This window comes from Aeromonas sp. 604282 (assembly GCF_049170575.1).
GTDB classification, from domain to species: Bacteria; Pseudomonadota; Gammaproteobacteria; order Enterobacterales; family Aeromonadaceae; genus Aeromonas; species Aeromonas veronii_A.
This window is the reverse complement of the sequence record NZ_JAAKMV010000008.1, coordinates 118146-137005: the sequence shown is the minus strand read 5'-3', so window position 1 is coordinate 137005 and position 18860 is coordinate 118146. Positions and strand designations below refer to the sequence as shown.

18 protein-coding genes and 1 pseudogene are annotated in these 18860 nt (G+C 56.0%); 9 read left to right on the top strand and 10 right to left on the bottom strand.

The window, feature by feature from the left end:
* Positions 1-41: 41 nt before the first annotated feature.
* Positions 42-335: pseudogene (locus G5367_RS11685) on the bottom strand (integrase core domain-containing protein); the annotation flags it as partial.
* A 566-nt stretch (positions 336-901) separates the two neighbouring features.
* Between G5367_RS11685 and G5367_RS11680 the strand changes: the two are divergent.
* The 7 genes from G5367_RS11680 (at position 902) to G5367_RS11650 (ending at position 5410) form a co-directional block, all read left to right on the top strand.
* Positions 902-1312 (top strand): hypothetical protein, encoded by a 411-nt coding sequence (locus G5367_RS11680; RefSeq protein WP_203470779.1) that lies wholly within the window; start codon positions 902-904, stop codon positions 1310-1312.
* A 137-nt stretch (positions 1313-1449) separates the two neighbouring features.
* Positions 1450-1674 (top strand): helix-turn-helix transcriptional regulator, encoded by a 225-nt coding sequence (locus G5367_RS11675; RefSeq protein ID WP_421205363.1) that lies wholly within the window; start codon positions 1450-1452, stop codon positions 1672-1674.
* A gap of 11 nt (positions 1675-1685) precedes the next feature.
* A complete protein-coding gene (locus G5367_RS11670) occupies positions 1686-3368 on the top strand; it encodes a DUF927 domain-containing protein (RefSeq protein ID WP_421294366.1) in 1683 nt (560 codons plus the stop codon).
* Between the two features lie 51 nt (positions 3369-3419).
* Entirely contained in the window at positions 3420-3683 is a 264-nt protein-coding gene (locus G5367_RS11665; RefSeq protein WP_159157671.1) for a pyocin activator PrtN family protein, read from the top strand.
* Positions 3684-4265: 582 nt separating this feature from the next.
* Complete coding sequence (zur, locus tag G5367_RS11660; protein ID WP_157161480.1) at positions 4266-4724, top strand: zinc uptake transcriptional repressor Zur; 459 nt, start codon at positions 4266-4268, stop codon at positions 4722-4724.
* Positions 4714-5175 (top strand): chemotaxis protein CheX, encoded by a 462-nt coding sequence (locus G5367_RS11655; protein WP_005343179.1) that lies wholly within the window; start codon positions 4714-4716, stop codon positions 5173-5175. Before zur ends, G5367_RS11655 begins: the two co-directional genes overlap by 11 nt.
* Positions 5176-5179: 4 nt before the next feature.
* Positions 5180-5410, top strand: coding sequence for a hypothetical protein (locus G5367_RS11650; protein WP_157161479.1), 231 nt, complete (start codon positions 5180-5182; stop codon positions 5408-5410).
* Between the two features lie 73 nt (positions 5411-5483).
* On the opposite strand, the gene brnQ (G5367_RS11645) is transcribed toward G5367_RS11650, so the two are convergent.
* From brnQ (G5367_RS11645) to G5367_RS11635, 3 genes are all read right to left on the bottom strand, one after another.
* Positions 5484-6761 (bottom strand): branched-chain amino acid transport system II carrier protein, encoded by a 1278-nt coding sequence (gene brnQ, locus G5367_RS11645; RefSeq protein ID WP_421244435.1) that lies wholly within the window; start codon positions 6759-6761, stop codon positions 5484-5486.
* 457 nt (positions 6762-7218) lie between these two features.
* Positions 7219-8523 carry a branched-chain amino acid transport system II carrier protein gene (brnQ, locus tag G5367_RS11640; protein ID WP_157161477.1) on the bottom strand — a complete coding sequence of 435 codons (1305 nt, stop codon included), beginning with the start codon at positions 8521-8523 and terminating at the stop codon, positions 7219-7221.
* 191 nt (positions 8524-8714) lie between these two features.
* Entirely contained in the window at positions 8715-9425 is a 711-nt protein-coding gene (locus G5367_RS11635; protein ID WP_270905670.1) for a tRNA1(Val) (adenine(37)-N6)-methyltransferase, read from the bottom strand.
* A gap of 119 nt (positions 9426-9544) precedes the next feature.
* Here G5367_RS11635 and srmB point away from each other — a divergent pair, with 119 nt between their 5' ends.
* Complete coding sequence (srmB, locus tag G5367_RS11630; protein WP_005335816.1) at positions 9545-10768, top strand: ATP-dependent RNA helicase SrmB; 1224 nt, start codon at positions 9545-9547, stop codon at positions 10766-10768.
* A 72-nt stretch (positions 10769-10840) separates the two neighbouring features.
* On the opposite strand, the gene G5367_RS11625 is transcribed toward srmB, so the two are convergent.
* The 4 genes from G5367_RS11625 to rnr are packed head-to-tail and all read right to left on the bottom strand — an operon-like array spanning position 10841 to position 15073.
* A complete protein-coding gene (locus tag G5367_RS11625) occupies positions 10841-11296 on the bottom strand; it encodes a GNAT family N-acetyltransferase (protein WP_139410102.1) in 456 nt (151 codons plus the stop codon).
* A 56-nt stretch (positions 11297-11352) separates the two neighbouring features.
* Positions 11353-11925, bottom strand: a complete 573-nt coding sequence (locus tag G5367_RS11620) for a Crp/Fnr family transcriptional regulator (protein WP_421244388.1) — start codon at positions 11923-11925, stop codon at positions 11353-11355.
* Between the two features lie 2 nt (positions 11926-11927).
* Positions 11928-12677, bottom strand: a complete 750-nt coding sequence (gene rlmB, locus G5367_RS11615; protein ID WP_005343163.1) for a 23S rRNA (guanosine(2251)-2'-O)-methyltransferase RlmB — start codon at positions 12675-12677, stop codon at positions 11928-11930.
* Entirely contained in the window at positions 12674-15073 is a 2400-nt protein-coding gene (gene rnr / locus G5367_RS11610) for a ribonuclease R (RefSeq protein WP_421244389.1), read from the bottom strand. Before rnr ends, rlmB begins: the two co-directional genes overlap by 4 nt.
* A gap of 134 nt (positions 15074-15207) precedes the next feature.
* Between rnr and G5367_RS11605 the strand changes: the two genes are divergently transcribed.
* A complete protein-coding gene (locus G5367_RS11605; protein WP_421244390.1) occupies positions 15208-16230 on the top strand; it encodes a GGDEF domain-containing protein in 1023 nt (340 codons plus the stop codon).
* A gap of 130 nt (positions 16231-16360) precedes the next feature.
* Here G5367_RS11605 and ompA read toward each other — a convergent pair whose 3' ends face one another.
* Together ompA and G5367_RS11595 are read right to left on the bottom strand one after the other, a co-directional pair.
* A complete protein-coding gene (gene ompA / locus G5367_RS11600) occupies positions 16361-17398 on the bottom strand; it encodes a porin OmpA (protein ID WP_216979514.1) in 1038 nt (345 codons plus the stop codon).
* A gap of 265 nt (positions 17399-17663) precedes the next feature.
* Positions 17664-18701, bottom strand: coding sequence for an SGNH/GDSL hydrolase family protein (locus G5367_RS11595; protein WP_421244391.1), 1038 nt, complete (start codon positions 18699-18701; stop codon positions 17664-17666).
* Between the last annotated feature and the right edge of the window lie 159 nt (positions 18702-18860).

Here is an 18860-nt window from a genome sequence, read left to right as displayed (position 1 = left end):
TGATGTCGATGGTGCAAGCACCATTTGTACAGATCTAGTTATCACCTGACACCGGCCTCAAACCGGTGTCTTGTTTGCGCTACTTTAGTGCGCACTTCCTTCGGTATCAATTTCAGACCCTTCTTGAACATATTGTAGGGGGTTTGACCCTCCATCATCCCGCCTTGATGTGGCCGCTGAGTGTTGTAGTGCTCCAGGTAGCTATCCAGGTCTGTCTGCATCTGTTCTACCGACTCATACCAGGTCGCCCTCCCCTTGATACGGAAGTGTTCATCCAGCAATGTGCGATGCAGCCGTTCGATAAAGCCGTTGCTCTGCGGTCTGCGGTCTGCGGTCTGCGGTCTGCGGTCTGCGGTCTGCGGGTAGGGATACCGGTTTGAAGCCATATGACCACTCCCTTTTGTGGGCAACTGTCAGGTGAATAGCATCTCCATACAAACTAATTCCGCGCAGAGCTCGGTAGAGACCTTCCACAATTGTGGAATTCATGCAGCAAGATTCCAGATAGATAGTTATGTGGAAAGGAGCTGGCTGGGGTTTGTTCAGGACTTGGTGGGAAGTTTCCATAACCTTACTTTGGTCATAGAGAGGCCTTCGCTCACACCTCTCATGCATTTCACAAGTCAGGCATCAAGTTTGTACATATAGAACAATTTTCAATATTTTTCATGTGGTTATTGAGAAATTCCCCATCGTGAGACATCCTTTCTGATATGTACTGTTTGAGGGTTAGGCAATGACCGAAGGCTTCTTATATGGTATGGCACTACTGCTGGTTTTTTTTACCTTGGTATTTATCTGGTCGCTGTACAGCTACCGGAAACAGCACTCGACGAAAAACCCAAGCCAGCATGACTGAAGAGTTGCATTTTTCTGCCTCGTGTTAACCTATTAGCAATAGGTGAACAGAGGAATTCAGCATGCGCCATGTGAAAAACATATTTATGATGTTGATCGTCACCATAGGATTGATGGCGATTCAGGACACCAAGTTCGGCTGGCTGCTGGTTTGTTACCCTGTCACACTGTGGGGCTGGCCCCTCTTGTCCTTTATGGTTGGACATCCTATCCGCTTTTATTTGTTGATATTCCTCTTTTTCCCATCACTGTTTTTATACTGGCAGGTCGCATTATCAATGTTGTTTTCAATATTGGTGATATGGGTTTACAAAACAAAGGATACACTGCCACCACGCCCAAAATCTGGCATCGTTATCAAAAATTACTACTTCTGGTGAAGAGTCAAGAAAGAGCAAGAGCTTTCACATGTGAAAGTCTCACTCTATTAGCGCATCAAAAAACAATACGCTAATAAACAGTAAATGGACCTGTAAAACCAGCTCATGAGCTAAAGGCTCCATTAAATTGTTTTATAAATGAATTTTATTTTTTCATTTTGTCCTAAAAGGGCAGTTTCAGCGACGATGTTTTCTACCTACAACATTCAGAATGCTCCTGCCAACACATGAAAAAACCGGAGGATGTATGGCTGAAACACAAAAGAGAACATTGTTAACGATGGCTGAAGTTGTTGAACTGACTTCCCTTTCACAGTCGACAGTTCGGCGCCTTGTAAAAGCAGGAATCTTACCAGTCCCCATCAGGTTAGGCCCCACCGGACGTTCAATTAGATTCAAGCTGTCTGACATTCAGCAATATCTAAATAACATTTGAGGGAGGTGCTTATGGAGTTTCGATTACTGCCAGATGCACTGGAATGCAGGGAATCCGAACGTTGGGTAAAGATTGGAGGGCACATCAAGGTGCGAGTCCGAACCCGCGCGGCGGATCAGAAGCGTAGCTATGGCGTCCTGCTTGAGTGGAAAAATCTGGATGGGGTGTACTTACAAGATATCGTCTTAGTTAAGCATCTTCAGGGTGATAACAGCAGGCAGGTTCGGGAAATGCTAATCGATTCTGGCTATCCACTGGAACTTAGCCCCCACGCATGGCCACGTATCCAGCGCTATCTACTCAGTGAGATCCAACGTGCTGAACCTGCGACCTGTGCTGAACGAACTGGGTGGCACCGAGAAGGTTTTGTCACTCCAAGCTGGGGGGCCCCCAGAAATAATGAAAAGCTGTACCTTCTGCGCAAGGGACTGGATATGGAGCTGAGGTCATCTGGCACGCTGGAACAGTGGCAGGAAGAGATTGGCAAAGTCTGCATTGGTAATCCGCTGCTGATTTTTTGCTGTGGAGTCGCTCTGAGTGCGCCTCTGCTCAGTAGCTCAGGCGTCGAAAACGTGATCTTCCATCTCTATGGCGACTCGGGCACTGGTAAATCCACAGCAATGAAGGTAGCGACTTCAGTCTTAGGCGATGAGCCACTCATGCGAACTTGGTTGAGCACAGCCAATGGCCTAGCTGCGGCCGCAGCACTACACCACGATGTCCCGCTTTTTCTGGATGAATTATCTCTGGCCAAAGCTGAAGATGCGGATGTAGCTGTCTACTCAATTTGTAATGGTAGACCCAAGCTGAGATCCAACGAAACGGGCCAGTTAGCCATAGGCGAATCTTGGCGAACCATTGCCCTGTCAAACGGGGAGGTAACGCTGGCTGAACACTTGGCACAACTAGGTAAAGAACCATTGGCAGGACAGCTGAGCCGAGTGATTGAGATCCCGATAACAGGCCAATATGGCATGTTTGATACACTCCACGGCTTCAAACGGGGAGACCTGCTGTCAGACGAGTTAAAGCGACGTTGTAAATGCTACTACGGCACCTTGTTCCCTGCATGGGTAAGCCGATTGGTTAGTTATGAGGAGGCGGAGCTAGCACGAAAAGTTTCGGATCTCCTCCATTATCGTAGCGAGCTGATGAAAGAAGACGCGGAGACCACCCTTGGCTATTCCGTCAGTCCACAAGTGATGCGAGTGATCCGGCGTTTTGCCCTGGTCCAGGTCGCGCTGATAATGGCAAACAATTTCAGCCTATTGCCTTGGCCTGAGCATCACTCCGTGGATGCGGTCAACCATGCTTTTAGCCAATGGCTAAAACACCGTGGCCATGGTCTAGATACCGAGGATTATCGGTTGTTCTATATGCTGAAGGCAGCCATACAGGCTTGGGGACCGCATATAAGGCCCCAGGAAGGCCGGTTGAACTCTGGGGTTGGTTACTACAGAACACATCAGGGGGAGCAGCAATGGTTAATCAAACCTGATGTGCTGAAAAATGCGCTGAATTTGCGCCCTCAATACCGTTCACAGATGCTGCGATTAGTCAAAAGAGATTGGTTGCAATTCAATGAGTTAGATAGATTGACTCTCAAAGTCGTACAGGAGAAAAAATCGGTCCGCTATTTTGCCATCTGGCCAGAACGTATCAAGAGAGGCTTGACCGAGCTGGAGGTTGATTGAATGGATTTCCCGGTTTTCCCAGTTCCATCGGCTCTGTTGTGAGGTGACAGCATGCAAACCGTTTTTATGCTCCTAGCACAATACGAGAAACCAGTCGTGCTTCTAAAAGATATATGCAATGAATATTTTGGCTTGTCGTATCAAACTGCCAGACAGCGGGCAAATGCAGGGATGCTACCCATCCCAACGTTCAGAACCAGCCAAAAGAGCGACTATCTGGTACACCTGACTGACCTAGCCAACTATATAGACCAGCAGAGGGAGAAAGAAACACGCAGGTTAACGGCGATCACGAAGATGGAGGCTCGAAGATAATCTCCTGGAAAGGCCAGCCCGCGAATCGCGGGCTTTTTTTATTTTTGGTCTTTGTCAGTGGTCTGATGCAGGTGGTAGACGCCCCTGACTGCACAGCAAACAGACCAAGGAATGCACATAGGCAGAACAGCATGGCGATACTGCTACCCATGTTCCCTCCTATTCGCTCTTAAGATCTCGAGTGGGTATAATCAAATGGTCACCAACATAAACATAACCTGTTGATGATATTGATTTTTGTCTTTAACGAACAAAGTTGTTGGGACATATTCGCAGAGTAGACAAGAAGAGCTGAAAAGCTTGAGAAAACTCCTGATTAAAGCTGTTTTGGCCACCACCTGCCCCATATCTGCCCCATGGAAATTGAAGGCCGCGCCTGATAAGGGCTAGAGAAAAAATCTCACCAATCCAGCATGGGGGCGATGGAAAAACGCTGCGCCTGCATAAAAATCATCCGGGTTGGCTAAAGAAAGGGGCGGATTTTATCACAACGTGAAGCAGCCCCAGAAAATGAATTTTGTCGCCGCGCCATGCGAAGCCCTGTGATAGTATCCGGCTAATAGAAAGGGTATCTGCGCGATCATGAATCAAGACCAACTTTTACAACGAGCCGAGCGACTCTGTATACAGCGAGGGATCCGCTTCACCCCGACCCGACGTCAGGTATTTCGCCTGCTGGCGGCACACGGCAACGCCATCAGCGCCTATGATTTGTTAGCCCTGCTGCAACAAACCGAAGCCAATGCCAAGCCGCCAACCGTCTATCGGGCACTCGATTTTTTGCTCGAGCAGGGTTTTGCTCACAAGGTGGAATCTCTCAACGCGTTTATCTTCTGCTGCCACTTCGATCACGCTCACCCGATGCAGTTGTTGATCTGCGACGAGTGCGGGGATGTGGTCGAGCTTCACGATACGGCGATCGATAGCGCGTTTTCCGAGCAGGCCCACTTGCATGGTTTTACTATTACCAATAAGACGATAGAGGCACATGGCCAATGTGCCCGTTGTACGCCCACTGTAGGAAGTCATCATGAAGGCTGATTTTGTAAATCCGTTCCTGCTATCCCTGCTCAATGTGCTCTCGACCATGGCACAGCTGGAACTCAAACCGGGCAAACCGAAGCGTAAGATGGATGAGTTGGCGCGCGGCGACGTCTCCGGCCTGATCGGCATGGTCGGCCCGCAGACCCGTGGTTCCCTCTCCATCAGCTTCGAGAAGGGGCTGGCGCTGGAGATCATGCGCCGTATGCTGGGGGAAGCGCCCGCCTCCATCAACGAAGAGGTGACCGACATGGTCGGTGAAATCACCAACATGGTGACCGGCGGTGCCAAGCGGATGCTAGGTGAGAAGGGCTACGAGTTTGACATGGCGACCCCCATCATCGTCTCAGGCCCCAACCACACCATCACCCACCGTGCCGATGGCACCAAGATCATGATGCCGTTCGAATCGGATTTCGGTCGCGCCACCATCGAAATCTGCTTCGAGTAACCCTATGTGGAAAGCATTGAAATGGATTTTCATCTGCTGGGCCCTGCTGTTGATCCTGTCGGACATTCAGATCAGCACCTCCCTCTACAAATACGAGGATAACCGGGTACTCATCAACTTCCCGCGCTGGGAGACCAAGCAGCCTTGGGGCACCTTCGAGTGGCATGCCGGACGGGTGGAAACCCACTGGTATGGTCTGGAGGGTAAACCCAAGCCGTCAGGCCCGCAAATCTGATCCGGTAACGGATTCGGCAGAAACAGAAGAGGCCAGCAGATGCTGGCCTCTTTGCTATCTCGTTGTTTCTGAATCAAGCCGCCTCGGCAGCCAGCTTCTCGGGCGGGCGAACCACCATCCCTACCACGCAAGCCAGCAGGGTCGGCATCAGCCAGGCAAGGCCATTGTCGAACAGCGGCAGGAAAGCAAACGCATCCATCTTCATACCGGCAGCTCTCGGCCCATCCAGACAGCCAAACAGAAAGGCGACCGCCAGCACGCCGCGAAACACCCGCCGTGGATGGGCAAACCACCCCTTGAGGAAGGTGAGCAGCACCAGCGCGATGGCGACCGGATAAATGGCCACCAGCACCGGGATGGAGAGGCCGATCAATTCGCTCAACCCCACATTGGCCACCAGTGCACAGAGCGCCCCCAGCAGCATCACCCAGTTGCGATAGGCCCAACCTGTCAGGCCATGGAAGTAGTCAGCACCGGCACAGAGCAGGCCGACCGCACTGGTAAAACAGGCCAGGGTGATGATGGCAGCCAGAATAAACTGACCCGGTTGGCCAAACAGGCTCAGGACGTAGGCATTGACGATAGCGCCGCCATTGCTGATATCGCTCGCAACCCCACCGGCGCTGTTGCCCAGCTGAAAGAGTGAGACATACACCGCCGACAACCCGACCGCCGAGATCAAGCCCGCAATGGTCAGATATTTGAACTGGCTGCGATAATCCTCAATCCCCTTCTGGCGCAGCAACCCGATGATCAGGGCGCCAAACATCAGGGAGGCCAAGGTATCCATGGTGTTGTACCCCTCCAGCATCCCCTTGGTCAGGGCTGCATCTATGTACTCACCGCTGGCATCAGGCATGGTGCCCTGCGGCGTCATAAAGACCCCGACCGCCAGAATAAGCAGCATCGCCATCAGGGCTGGGGTCAGATACTTGCCGATCGCATCGAGCAGTTTGCCCCGATCGAGCGCCACCAGGATCACCAGCGCAAAGAAACTCAGGGTGTAGATCAGCAGCCCCTCATGACCGACATCGCCGAGCCAGGGCTTGAGCCCCATCTCGTAGGCGACCAGACCGGTGCGGGGAATGGCAAAGGCGGGCCCCATGATGATATAGATGACGATGGCCAGCGCCGTCGCCACCCCGGCGGGCAGATAGCGGGTCATTCCGGTCCAGCCACTCGCGCCGCCCCCCGAACTCCCCTTGGCCACCGCAATCAGGGTGATCAGCGGCAAGCCCACTGCCGTCAGCAAAAAGCCGCACATGGCGGCCAGCAGATGCTCACCAGCCATAAAACCGGCCAGCGGCGGAAAAATGATATTGCCAGCCCCCAGATAGAAGGCAAACGTCATAAACCCCAATCCGAATACGTCGGACAACTTCAATGATTTCGTCAAACTCAACCTCATCTGCCTTATCAGCTTGTTATTGATTGCACCCACTGCCTGGCAGATAACCGGTAACAATACCTCTCGCCCCCACACGGCCCTCGGACCGGATGAGGCGCACCATCTTTAGCATAAAGAAGAAGAGTTCGATCTCAATCACCAATTAATATCTTGAAACAATTTACTGCTGCGGAATTAATCGCCGAACAACTCGGCGTTCCATAAACAGGTGTCACACGTGGCGTATGGGAGGTAAGAAGGGGGGAACAGGTTATAGCGGCCAAATACGGCTGCTCAGATGCTATCTGCGAACGGTGACAACTACGGCAGTGTAAAGCGAGGCGAGAAACGAAGCTCACAGAAAACAAAAGAGCCTGCACGGGGCAGGCTCTTGCTCTTGGCAATATCACATCGGGCGTGATCAGGCAGCTTCGGCAGCCATCTCGGTCGGACGCACCATCATGCCAACTACGCAGGCCAGCAGGGTCGGCATCAGCCAGGCGAGGCCCTTGTCGAACAGCGGCAGGAAGGCAAACGCATCCATCTTCATGCCGGCAGCACCCAGACCATCCAGGCAACCAAACAGGAAGGCAACCATCAACACCCCACGGAACACCAGACGGGGACGGCCGAAATAACCCTTCAGGAAGGTGACCAGTACCAGCGCCACGGCAACGGGATAGATGGCAACCAGCACCGGAATGGAGAGGCTGATCAACTGGCTCAGACCCACGTTGGCCACCACGGCACAGATAACGCCCAGCAACACCACCAGTTTCTTGTAAGCCATGCCGGTCAGATTGTGGAAGAAATCGGAACAGGCGGAGATCAGACCGACGGCAGTGGTGAAGCACGCCAGAGTGATGATAGCCGCCAGAATGAACTGACCCGGTTGACCAAACAGACTCAGTACGTAGGCGTTGACGATGGCGCCACCGTTGCTGACATCGGTCGCCACACCGGCTGCAGTGTTACCCAGCTGGAACAGGGAGACGTACACCACGCTCAGACCAACGGCAGAGATAAGGCCGGCAATGGCCAGATACTTGAACTGGCTCTTGTAATCGTTGATGCCTTTCTGGCGCAGCAGATCGACGATCAGGGCGCCAAACATCAGGGACGCCAGGGTGTCCATGGTGTTGTAGCCTTCCAGGATCCCTTTGACGAAGGGGCTATTCTGATAGTCACCGGACGCATCAGGCATGGAGCCTTGCGGCGCAACAAATACCCCGATCGCCAGAGTCAGCAGCAGCAGCATCAGTACCGGAGTCAGGTATTTGCCGATGGCGTCCATCAGCTTGCCCTGGTTCATGGAGACCAGAATGGCCACACCAAAGAAGATCACGGTATAGGCAGCCAGACCCGCTTGCCCCATATCACCGATGAACGGCTTGAGGCCCATCTCGTAGGCAACCAGACCGGTACGAGGCGCGGCAAAGGCCGGGCCGATGATGATATAGATGGCAACAGCCAGCGCAGTCGCGACACCGGCAGGCAGCAGCTTGGTCATGCCAGCCCAACCGTTACCGGCTTTCGCCACGGCCAGAATGGTCACCAAAGGCAGGCCCACGGCAGTGACCAGGAAGCCAAACATCGCCAGGGAGAGGTGCTCACCAGCCATGTAACCGGCCAACGGCGGGAAAATGATGTTACCGGCGCCCAGATAGAAGGCGAAGGTCATAAACCCTAATCCGAGTACATCGGACAATGTGAGTGATTTCGTCAAGTTCAACCTCGTCTGTCTTGTAAATTATTGCTTGTTATAGTTTTTATCGGTCGCTGACCGGGTGTGTTCAGGGGGTATAAAAAAAGAGCCCCGCATGTTTTTTCATCGCAACCAGTGGTTTTAGCTGGTCTGGAGCGGGCGCTCGATCTGGAACCAGCATAATGGCGTGAAAAAATAGTTCAAGACGAAATTTACATCTTCAAATAGAAGGGGTTGGTCAGTTGGATATATCTGTCGGAATAGGCCCCATCAGCAGAATGGATAACAATTTCACCCCTCTCACACCTGTTTAATCCTCTGCCAAGTAGCAATAAAACACGATTTGCCTCTTTACCCTCTCTGGTGATAACAGCTGTATAACAAATGCCATGCAGATCATAATTCGCCGAAATGCATAAAATTTCATCGGCCATCGCCGTCGGCAGCACCAGCGCTACCTGCCCGTTCGGGCTCAGCAAACGATTGCAGGCCGCCAGTAATGCGTGGCTGTCGAGGGCGCCGGTATGGCGGGCCAACGCCCGCGCCGGATCGCTAAATGACTGGCCTGCCACGAAATAGGGAGGGTTGGAGACGACAAGATCATAAGGGTCGGCCTGATAATCCTGAATGGCACTCTCTATGATGGTCACCCGATCGCCCCAGGGAGAGGCAGCCGCATTCTCCCGCGCCTGACTGGCCGCATTAATATCCAGTTCGACCGCATCAAGACGGCAGTCAGATCTGCTGCGCTGGGCCAGCATAAGAGCGATCAGGCCGCTGCCGGTGCCGATATCGAGCACTCGACGCGCCTGTTCGACCGGCGCCCAGGCACCGAGCAAAATGCCATCGGTGCCCACCTTCATGGCGCAGCGATCGTGATTGATATGGAACTGTTTGAAGGTAAATCCGCGACTACGTCCCATCTGGCCCCCGTCATCTGCAAAAATGGTGGGCGATTATAGCGGCTAAGACACACTCACCAATAGGAGCCGACGAGATAATCGCCTATAATCTGCCGTTTCCTTAATGACCGAGTATTGCCATGAGCCAGTCCTTTGATGATTTCGACCTGCACCCAGCCCTCAACCGGGCCTTGGCCGAGATGGGATTCACCCGCCCCACCACCATCCAGCAGATGGTGCTGGAGCCAGCCCTGGACGGCCGCGATATTCTGGCATCCGCTCCGACCGGTACCGGCAAGACCGCCTCTTTCCTGCTGCCGGCACTCCAGCACCTGCTGGACTTCCCGCGCCGCAAGCCGGGCCCCTGCCGCATGCTGATCCTGACCCCGACCCGCGAGCTGGCGCTGCAGGTGACCGCCCACGCCAAGGCGCTGGCGGCACACACCAACCTCAGCATCGAGACTATCATCGGCGGCGTCAGCCATGAAGAGCAGTTGCCTGCCCTGACCAAAACCACCGACATCGTGGTGGCCACCCCGGGCCGTCTGCTCGAATACATCGAGAAAGAGGAGTTCGAGAGCCACGACATCGAAGTGCTGGTGCTGGATGAAGCGGACCGCATGCTGGATATGGGCTTTATCAAGGATGTGAACCGCATCGTGGAAGAGGCGCGCTACCGCAAGCACACCATGCTCTTCTCCGCGACCCTGGAAGGGGCCGGCCTTGAGAAGTTCGCCAACGAGATCCTCAAGGATCCGGTGGAGCTGCATGCCGAACCTCCCCGCAGCGAACGTCGCCCCATTACCCAGTGGATCCATCTGGCCGATGACGCCGCCCACAAGCTGGCGCTGCTGACCCACATCCTGAAAGATCCGGAAACCCAGAAGGCCATTATCTTCGTCAAGACTCGCGAGCGTCTGGCGGAGCTCTCCGGCCAGCTGCAGGCGGCAGGTATCTCCTGCGCCTGGATCCGTGGCGAGATGGAGCAGAGCAAGCGTATCGAGTCGATCCGCAAGTTCCACGAAGGGGAAGTACCCTTCCTGATCGCCACCGACGTCGCCGCCCGCGGCATCGACCTGCCGAACGTCAGCCATGTCATCAACTACGACATGCCCTACGGCGCCGATGTTTACGTCCACCGTATCGGTCGTACCGGCCGCGCCGGCAACCGTGGCTGTGCCATCAGCCTGGTAGAAGCCCACGACATGGCGATGGTCGCCAAGATCGAACGCTACACCGAAGAGCGCCTCAAGCGCCGGGTGATCGACGAGCTGCGCCCGAAACACAAGGAAGCGCGGGTACCGGTGAAGAAGAAAAAGCCGGTCGACAAGAAGAAGTCCGCCAAGAAGAAAAAGAAGAAGTGATCGCCTGGCGATCAAGAGAAGGGCCATCCCGCGGGATGGCCCTTCTGCATTCTGAATCACTCTGACGAGTGGTTATGCCGCCACTCTGCGCATTCCCATATGGGGGATATCATCTTCGAGATAGCCTTCCCCTTCCGCCACAAAACCGTGCTGGCCGTAGAAGCCTTGCAGATGGGCCTGCGCCCCCAACCAGATGCTGTGGGTCGGCCAGCGCGCCTCGCACGCCTTGACCGCCTCACCGATCAGCTGGTGACCGAGACCGCCGCCGCGCGCCTTGGGTGAGGTCACCACCCGGCCGATGGCGGCGCCGCTCTCGTCGCCGATGCCGGGCGCCATGATCCGCGCATAGGCCGCCAGCAGCTCACCCTGATACCCGAGCAGGTGCCAGACCCCCTCGCGGCGATCGAGCCCGTCCAGATCCTGAAAGGGGCAAGTCTGCTCCACCACGAACACCTCGGCCCGCAGCGCCAGCAACTCATACAACTCGTCAGTGGTCAGTTCAGACCAGGGTTTCAGGATCCAGTTCATCGGCAACTCCTTATCAGTTCGGCCTGCCAGCATAATCGTGGCGCCCGCCCCCTGCATTAACCTTTGTTAAGTTCTTTCAGCCGTTTGCGAATGCGGCTCAGGCTGATGGGAGTAATGCCAAGATAGGCGGCGATCTGGTGGTCGGGCACTCTGGCATCAAGCGTGGGAAAACTGTCGAGAAAGTGCTGATAGCGCGCCTGCGGGCTGCCGGTCAGCAGCAACTGCTCCTTCTCCTCCTTGATGCGCAGCTGCACCTCCAACAGGTGCTGGTACCAGCGCGGCCAGCCGGGCAGCTGGCGCAAGTCGGCCAGACTGAACAGCTGCAGATGGCAGGGTTCCAGCGCCTCCACGCTGTAGCGGGCTGGCTCGCCACTAAGCAGGTGGTGGAAGTCGAGAAACTCGTCCCCCTCCCAGTAGAACTCCTTGATGTACTCGCGGCCATCCTCCAGCACCAGCTTGGCCCGCAGCAGCCCCTGCTCCACCCTGACCAGCAGATCCGGGCTGTCGCCGGCATGCCAGAGGCAGCTTTTCGGGCTGAGGGTCAGCGGGCGGGCAAAAGAGAGGAGGCGCGCGGCCTCCTCTCTATCTGCGACCTGCGCCCAATCGAAGGGGGGTCTGTCAGTCAGCATGATTAACAGCGACGCTGACGCACGGCTTCAAACAGGCAGACGCCGGTCGCCACCGAGACGTTGAGGCTGGATACCGCCCCTGCCATCGGGATGCTCACCAGCTCGTCGCAATGTTCGCGGGTCAGGCGACGCATACCTTTACCTTCGGCACCCATCACCAGCGCCATCGGGCCGGTCAGTTTGGCCTGATAGAGGTCGTGATCGGCCTCGCCAGCGGTGCCGACGATCCAGACGCCGCGCTCTTGCAATTCGCGCAGGGTGCGGGCCAGGTTGGTGACCTGAATGAGCGGCACCACTTCGGCCGCGCCACAGGCAACCTTGCGCACGATCGGGGTGAGACCCGTGGCCTTGTCCCGCGGCACGATGACAGCATGAGCCCCGGCAGCATCGGCGCTGCGCAGGCAGGCGCCGAGGTTGTGCGGATCGGTCACGCCATCCAGCACCAGCAGGAAGGGCTGGCTCTGTTGTGCCGCCAACTCGTCCAGCAGGCTGGCCAGATCGTGCTCGGCCAGCTTCGGCGCCTCTTTCACCCGGGCCATAATACCCTGGTGATTGTTGCCTTCCGCTTTGTCATCAAGGGTCTTGCGGTTCACGCTCTGCACCTTGAGGCCGAGGGACTCCAGCTCGGCCAGCAGGGGTTGCAGCCGGTCGTCATCCCGCCCTTTCAGCGCCCATACCTCGATGAAACGCTCCGGGGTGCGCTCCAGCAGCGCGGATACAGCGTGAATGCCGTAGATCAGTTCAGTACTCATTTAGTGCTCTTGGCCTTGTCGTGAGCTTTTTTGCCCGGTCGTCTGTTGCTGGGTTTGGCACGGCCACCCTTGGCGGGTTTACCGTGGTCCTTGCCCCCTTTCTCCTTGCGCTTTTCGTGGCGCTCGGCACTCTTGGCCTTCTCTTTCTTGATCTCGGCCTGCTTGCGCGCCATCTCTTTGGCGTTCTTGCCGGTGGCCTTGAGCGGCTCTTCGACCATCACGAAGTCGATCTTGCGATCATCCAGATTGACGCCCATCACCTTGACCCGCACCTTGTCGCCCAGACGGTAACGGCGGCGGAAGTTCTCGCCGATCAGCTGCTGGTGCAGCGGGTCGAACTGGTAGTAGTCGTTGGTGAGGGTGCTGACGTGCACCAGACCGTCGATGTGGATCTCCGCCAGGCGGACAAAGAAGCCAAAGCCGGTGACGCTGGCGATAACGCCGTCAAACTCGTCACCCACATGATCCAGCATGTACTCGCACTTGAGCCAGTCGGCCACATCGCGAGTGGCATCGTCGGCACGGCGCTCGGTCATGGAGCAGTGCTCGCCCATTGGATCCACTTCTTCCAGCTGGTAGTGGTAACCACCGCTCGGGGTCCACTTGTGGCGCAGGTTGGCCTGCTGCTCCTTGGCGGTCTGATACTTGATCGCACGGTGCAGGATCAGGTCTGGGTAACGACGGATCGGCGAGGTGAAGTGGGCGTAGGACTTCAGGGCCAGGCCGAAGTGACCGATGTTGTCGGCCTGATAGATGGCCTGACGCATGGAGCGCAGCAGCATGGTGGAGAGCAGCTCCGCATCCGGGCGCCCTTCAAACTTGGCAGCCAGCTCGGCGAAATCTTTCGGCTCGGGCTCGAGACCGCCCTTGAGCTCCAGACCCAGTTCGGCCAGGAAGTCACGGAAACCGGTCAGACGCTCTTCACCCGGACGGTCGTGCACGCGGAACAGGGCGGCGGCCTCGTTCTTCTCGATGTAGCGGGCCGCGGCCACGTTCGCCTGGATCATGCACTCTTCGATGATCTTGTGGGCGTCGTTGCGCACCAGCGGCACGATACGGTCGATCTTGCGCTGGGCGTTGAAGATGAAGCGGGTCTCTTCACTCTCGAACTCCACAGCACCGCGCTGATGGCGGGCATGCTTGAGCGCCTTGTAGAGGTTGTTGAGCTCCTCGATATGGCCCACCAGCGGCTCGTACTGCTGACGCAGCTTGGGATCCCCGTCGAGGATCGCCGCCACCTTGGTGTAGGTCAGTCGGGCATGGGAGTTCATCACCGCTTCGTAGAACTTGTAGCCGGACATGCGGCCAGCGGCGGAGATGGTCATCTCGCACACCATGCAGAGACGGTCAACTTGCGGATTGAGCGAGCAGAGGCCGTTGGAGAGCACCTCCGGCAGCATGGGCACCACGAACTCGGGGAAGTAGACGGAGTTGCCGCGCTGATACGCTTCGGCATCCAGCGCCGTGCCCGGCTTCACGTAGGCTGAAACGTCGGCAATGGCGACCCACAGACGCCAGCCGCCACCGCGCTTGGCTTCACAGAAGACGGCGTCATCGAAGTCACGGGCATCTTCCCCGTCGATGGTGACCAGCGGCAGGGCACGCAGGTCTATACGACCCTCTTTGGCCTTCTCCGGCACCTGCTCGCCCAGACCGGCAACCTCCTTGATCACCTCTTCCGGCCAAGTGTGCGGAATGCCGTGGGTACGCAGGGCTATCTCGATCTCCATGCCGGGCGCCATGTTTTCGCCCAGCACTTCCAAGACGGTACCGACCGCATTGAAACGGGCGGTGGCGCGCTGATTGATGCGCACGACTACGACCTGGCTCTGGCGAGCGCCCTTGTTCTCCCCTTCCGGGATGATGATGTCTTGGCCGATGCGGCTGTCGTCGGGTACCACAAACCCGACACCGTTTTCGACGAAGTAACGACCGACGATATCCGCTTCGCGTGACTTGAGCAGACGCACCAGACGTGCTTCCTGACGCCCCTTGCGGTCGATCTCGGTCGGTTGCACCAGCGCATAGTCGCCGTGCATCAGGCGTTGCATCTCTCGGTTATTCAGAAACAGATCCGGACCACCACCTTCCGGACGCAGGAAACCGAAGCCATCCTTGTGACCAAGTACATAGCCTTTCACCAGATTCAGGCGATCCGGCAGGGCGTAGCACTGGTTGCGGGTAAAGACCAGCTGACCATCGCGCTCCATGGCGCGCAGGCGGCGGCGCAGGGCCTCCAGAGGCTCTTCTTCCGTCAGCTTGAGGACCTTTGCCAGCTCTTCCCGTGACATCGGCTTTTCATGGCCCTTGATGAGGTCGAGGATCATCTCGCGACTTGCAATGGGGTTTTCGTATTTTTCGGCCTCGCGTTCGAGGAAAGGATCTTTTTGAGACATAAGCAGGCCTTAGGATTGGTGGTAACGGTGCCATTATATCGGAGGGGGGGGCGAATGGCATCCATCGGCTGCCTTTTGGCCAATCTCTCTGTCATACTATGTGCAGTTCGCTGGCATGATGAGACATAGAACTCATGAGTAAGGATACATTTGCCCAATCTGCCGCCTATCTCAAGCAGGCAGTTCCCCTGATGATCAAGTACCAAATCCCAACTACGCCGGACAACTACCACCTCTGGTACAACTATGTCTCGGCCAGCATGCCCGAACTCAACCAGGCGATCGATCAAGCCATCAAACTGCAGGGAACCTGCTCCCTCACTACCTGCGAGCGCCTCTATAACCAATATCTGGCTGCGCAGGACGAACAGCAGATGGAGGCGATGAAGCTCAACCTTGCCGCCATGGCCAATGAACTGGGTCACTCGATGCAAGATGCCATCTCCGATACCGGTATGTTTCAGGAGATGCTCGACAAGAGCTTCGACAAGTTAAGCAAGATCGACGATGAGGGGCTGAGCCTGGAAGATACCATGGGCATCTTACGAGACTTGGTGCGCGAATCGCGGGATGTACGCATGTCCACCATGCACTTTCGCAGCCAGCTCAGCAATGCCGAGAAGGAGATCAAGGAGCTGCGTGCCGCGCTCAACGAAACCCGCAAACTGGCCAACGAGGATGCTCTCACCAACCTGCTCAACCGCCGAGCCTTCGATCTGGAGCTGGAGGGGTTGATCCGCAGTCAGCACCCCTTTTCACTGATCCTCGCCGATATCGATCGGTTCAAAAATTTCAACGACGAGTACGGTCACCTGCTCGGCGATCAGGTGCTGCGTGCCTTTAGCAAACGGCTGCGCGATGCCTGCAAGGAGGGGGTCACCGCCTATCGGCTGGGTGGGGAAGAGTTTGCCATGCTGATCCCCCATCGCTCGCTGGCGCTGGCCAGACAGATGGCGGAAAGCATGCGCCGCGCCATCGAGCGGATGTCGATTCTGGATCGCAAATCGGGCCGCCGCATCGACCACATCACAGCCTCGTTTGGCGTGGGTGAGTTCAACGGTCAGGAGAGCGCAGACTGTCTGGTCGAACGTACCGACAAGCTGCTCTACAAGGCCAAGGAGCTGGGGCGCAACCGGGTGATGCCGCTCCCTTCCTGATTTGTCCCCTGCCCGACCGCAATGCCAATGTAAAAAGCCAGTCAGCTCAACTGACTGGCTTTTTGGTCTCTCTTGCACCGACAGGGGCTGTTCATTCCAGCCCCAGTGAAGAGCAGCTCAGTGTGAAGGATTACTCCTGCACCTCGCTGACACCTTCGACTTTCACATCAACACGGCGATCCGGAGCCAGGCAGACGATCAGCTCACGCTTGGACTTGCTGACGCAACTGTCGCCGGTAACCGGTGAGGATTTACCACGCCCTTCCACATTGATCTTGGCGGCCGGAATCCCTTTACCAACCAGATAGTTGGCAACGGTCTGGGCACGCTGCTCGGAGAGTTTCTGGTTGTAGGCATCGGAACCGATACGGTCGGTGTGACCAATTACGGTTGCCACGCCATCTTTGGGTCGTGCTTGTTCAATCTGACTATAGAGGCTATCAAGTGCCTGACTGGCCTCTGGCTTGAGAGTCGCCTTGTTGAAGTCAAACAGCACATCGGAGCTCAGGGTGAACTGCTTCTCAACCATCACAGGTGCAGGAGCAGGTTCCGGAGCTGGGGCGGGCGCCACAGGGGCAACCTGACCAAAGCGATAAACCGCAGCCAGCGAGAGCAGGCCGTTATCCATTCTCAGACCGGTATCATCGCGGCTGCCATACGGGGTGGTGTACTGGTACTCCAGGCGAGCAGCCCAGTCGAGGTTGAATGCATACTCGGCCCCCAGTGCTCCGACCATGACAAAGCGGCTGTCATCTTTGTAGACATCGCTCTTGGTATCAGCCCAGCCATAACCGCCACCGACACGACCATACAGATCCAGATTATCGGTAACCGGGAAACCCAGTTTCAGGGTCAGTTGAGCCAGCTGTGCAGTCACCTCATCGCTAAAAGCTGCACCGCTCTTCACTGCGTCGTATTTATATTTGCCCAGGTAGTCGTAACCCAGCTCCAGTCCAAGATTCTTGTTGATCTGATAACCGCCAAACACGCCTGCACCCAAGGCATCGTTGGTCTCATTGCCAAGGGTCAGGGCATTGCTTTCATCAATGCCGTAGAAGTTGGACCAACCCAGTTTGGCACCGCCATACCAGGTGTTGTCTTGACCGGCAGCCTGGGCATTGGCCGCCAGCAAGCCGGTAACCAGCAAGGTAATCAATGATTTTTTCATGTTTGAGCCTCTGCAACTTTATGTAGGAGGAGGTTGATTGATATCACCTCGTCTTATAGGTGCAACCACCCAAAAGCGATCGCAGCATATCAACGTTAGCCTATTTTCAAGTCACTGATATCAATTAACAAAAAACACTCTAACGCAACCACGTTACAAAAACAGCAACAAACGTTTGTTATTTGAACTGAATGTGACGCAAAAAGACGCACAGATGAGGGCAGATATGAGAAAAAGGCCAGCAACATGCTGGCCCGAAGCGATATCAGTGACGAACAAACTCGTAGTGCTGATCGATAAAGTCAGCAACACGCTGGCTCAGTACCTTGTGCACCGTCTTAGTCGGATGCACCTGATCCCAGAACATATGCTCATCGCAGTTGAGAGTCGCTGCTCGCCCTTTTGCCTGCCCGCTCACCACCGCCTGCGCCAGGATCGGGTTACCGGCAATAGCCACTCTTTCGGAGACACTCAAAGCCGGGGTCGCAGCCACCACGGCGGCGCTGCCGGAGAACGGCTTCCATGTATAGCCACCACCGTAGCAGGCGTGTTCTGTGTCACTCAGCCCGAACGGCTGAGGATCGCGCATCATCTCGTCAAACTGCTTGTCCACTTCGAACAGCTTCACGATGTCAAGGGGAGCCAGCTCGCGAGTGAGGTTCTGCAACTTCTGGTTGTGGTAGCTGGCCACATGGCGCACCTTCTCCACCACCTTCATGCTGCGGGCTGACGGGGTCTGCCCCAGATCAGGAATGTTGAACAGCAGGATCTGCTGCGCGCCGTTGAGCACCAACCGGTTGGATGCCAGCCGGATGGTATCGATCACCCGATCCACATCCCGCTCGGTGTTCCAGCCATAGGCCAGATAGTCGTTGGCACCGACCCAGATCACCACCAGATCATCGGGGCGGAACTTGTCCTTTTTCAGGAACTGATCGATCTCGTAATCGAGATTGTTGATCACCTGATATTTGGGATCCCAGGACCAGAAACCGAGCCAGCCATTCAGAGCCCCCAGATGGTTATAGGCCACCGCGGTCGCACCGCCTTCCGCCTCGTTGGCCACGACCAGACCGGGAAAACGCTCGTCACCCAACTGCTCCAGCCACACTGGGCCGTTGCTGAAGCGCCCGTTGAAGTAGGGTGGGCTGGAGGGGAGATACCCCCGCATCTTTTTGTACATCTTGCCGGTGTCGGAGAGGCTGTCACCAAACATCACGACCCGGGAAAAAGGTTGGCGTCCCTCTGCCGCTTGCGCGGTTAATGCCATTAACCCCAATAAACAAACAAGCCATTTTTTCATATTGTTATGCTCTTCGATTAAGCAGGTGAGACCTGCGGACTTGTCCTCGAGTGGCGACAGGCATGGGAAGAGTCTGATGCCACTGACTTCTGGTGAAGGCGACAGATTACAGTTCCAGATGAAATCACACATGTTCCGCCACCGATGAAATCGCTTGCA

Coding starts and splice junctions, on each gene's coding strand:
- G5367_RS11675 (WP_421205363.1), top strand. CDS start 1,450: ATGCTCCTGCCAACACATGAAAAAACCGGAGGATGTATGGCTGAAACA.
- G5367_RS11625 (WP_139410102.1), bottom strand. CDS start 11,296: ATGAACTGGATCCTGAAACCCTGGTCTGAACTGACCACTGACGAGTTG.
- G5367_RS11635 (WP_270905670.1), bottom strand. CDS start 9,425: ATGGGACGTAGTCGCGGATTTACCTTCAAACAGTTCCATATCAATCAC.
- rlmB (WP_005343163.1), bottom strand. CDS start 12,677: ATGAGTACTGAACTGATCTACGGCATTCACGCTGTATCCGCGCTGCTG.
- G5367_RS11655 (WP_005343179.1), top strand. CDS start 4,714: ATGAAGGCTGATTTTGTAAATCCGTTCCTGCTATCCCTGCTCAATGTG.
- G5367_RS11650 (WP_157161479.1), top strand. CDS start 5,180: ATGTGGAAAGCATTGAAATGGATTTTCATCTGCTGGGCCCTGCTGTTG.
- G5367_RS11595 (WP_421244391.1), bottom strand. CDS start 18,701: ATGAAAAAATGGCTTGTTTGTTTATTGGGGTTAATGGCATTAACCGCG.
- G5367_RS11620 (WP_421244388.1), bottom strand. CDS start 11,925: ATGCTGACTGACAGACCCCCCTTCGATTGGGCGCAGGTCGCAGATAGA.
- ompA (WP_216979514.1), bottom strand. CDS start 17,398: ATGAAAAAATCATTGATTACCTTGCTGGTTACCGGCTTGCTGGCGGCC.
- rnr (WP_421244389.1), bottom strand. CDS start 15,073: ATGTCTCAAAAAGATCCTTTCCTCGAACGCGAGGCCGAAAAATACGAA.
- G5367_RS11605 (WP_421244390.1), top strand. CDS start 15,208: ATGAGTAAGGATACATTTGCCCAATCTGCCGCCTATCTCAAGCAGGCA.
- G5367_RS11665 (WP_159157671.1), top strand. CDS start 3,420: ATGCAAACCGTTTTTATGCTCCTAGCACAATACGAGAAACCAGTCGTG.
- srmB (WP_005335816.1), top strand. CDS start 9,545: ATGAGCCAGTCCTTTGATGATTTCGACCTGCACCCAGCCCTCAACCGG.
- G5367_RS11670 (WP_421294366.1), top strand. CDS start 1,686: ATGGAGTTTCGATTACTGCCAGATGCACTGGAATGCAGGGAATCCGAA.
- zur (WP_157161480.1), top strand. CDS start 4,266: ATGAATCAAGACCAACTTTTACAACGAGCCGAGCGACTCTGTATACAG.
- brnQ (WP_421244435.1), bottom strand. CDS start 6,761: ATGACGTTTGCCTTCTATCTGGGGGCTGGCAATATCATTTTTCCGCCG.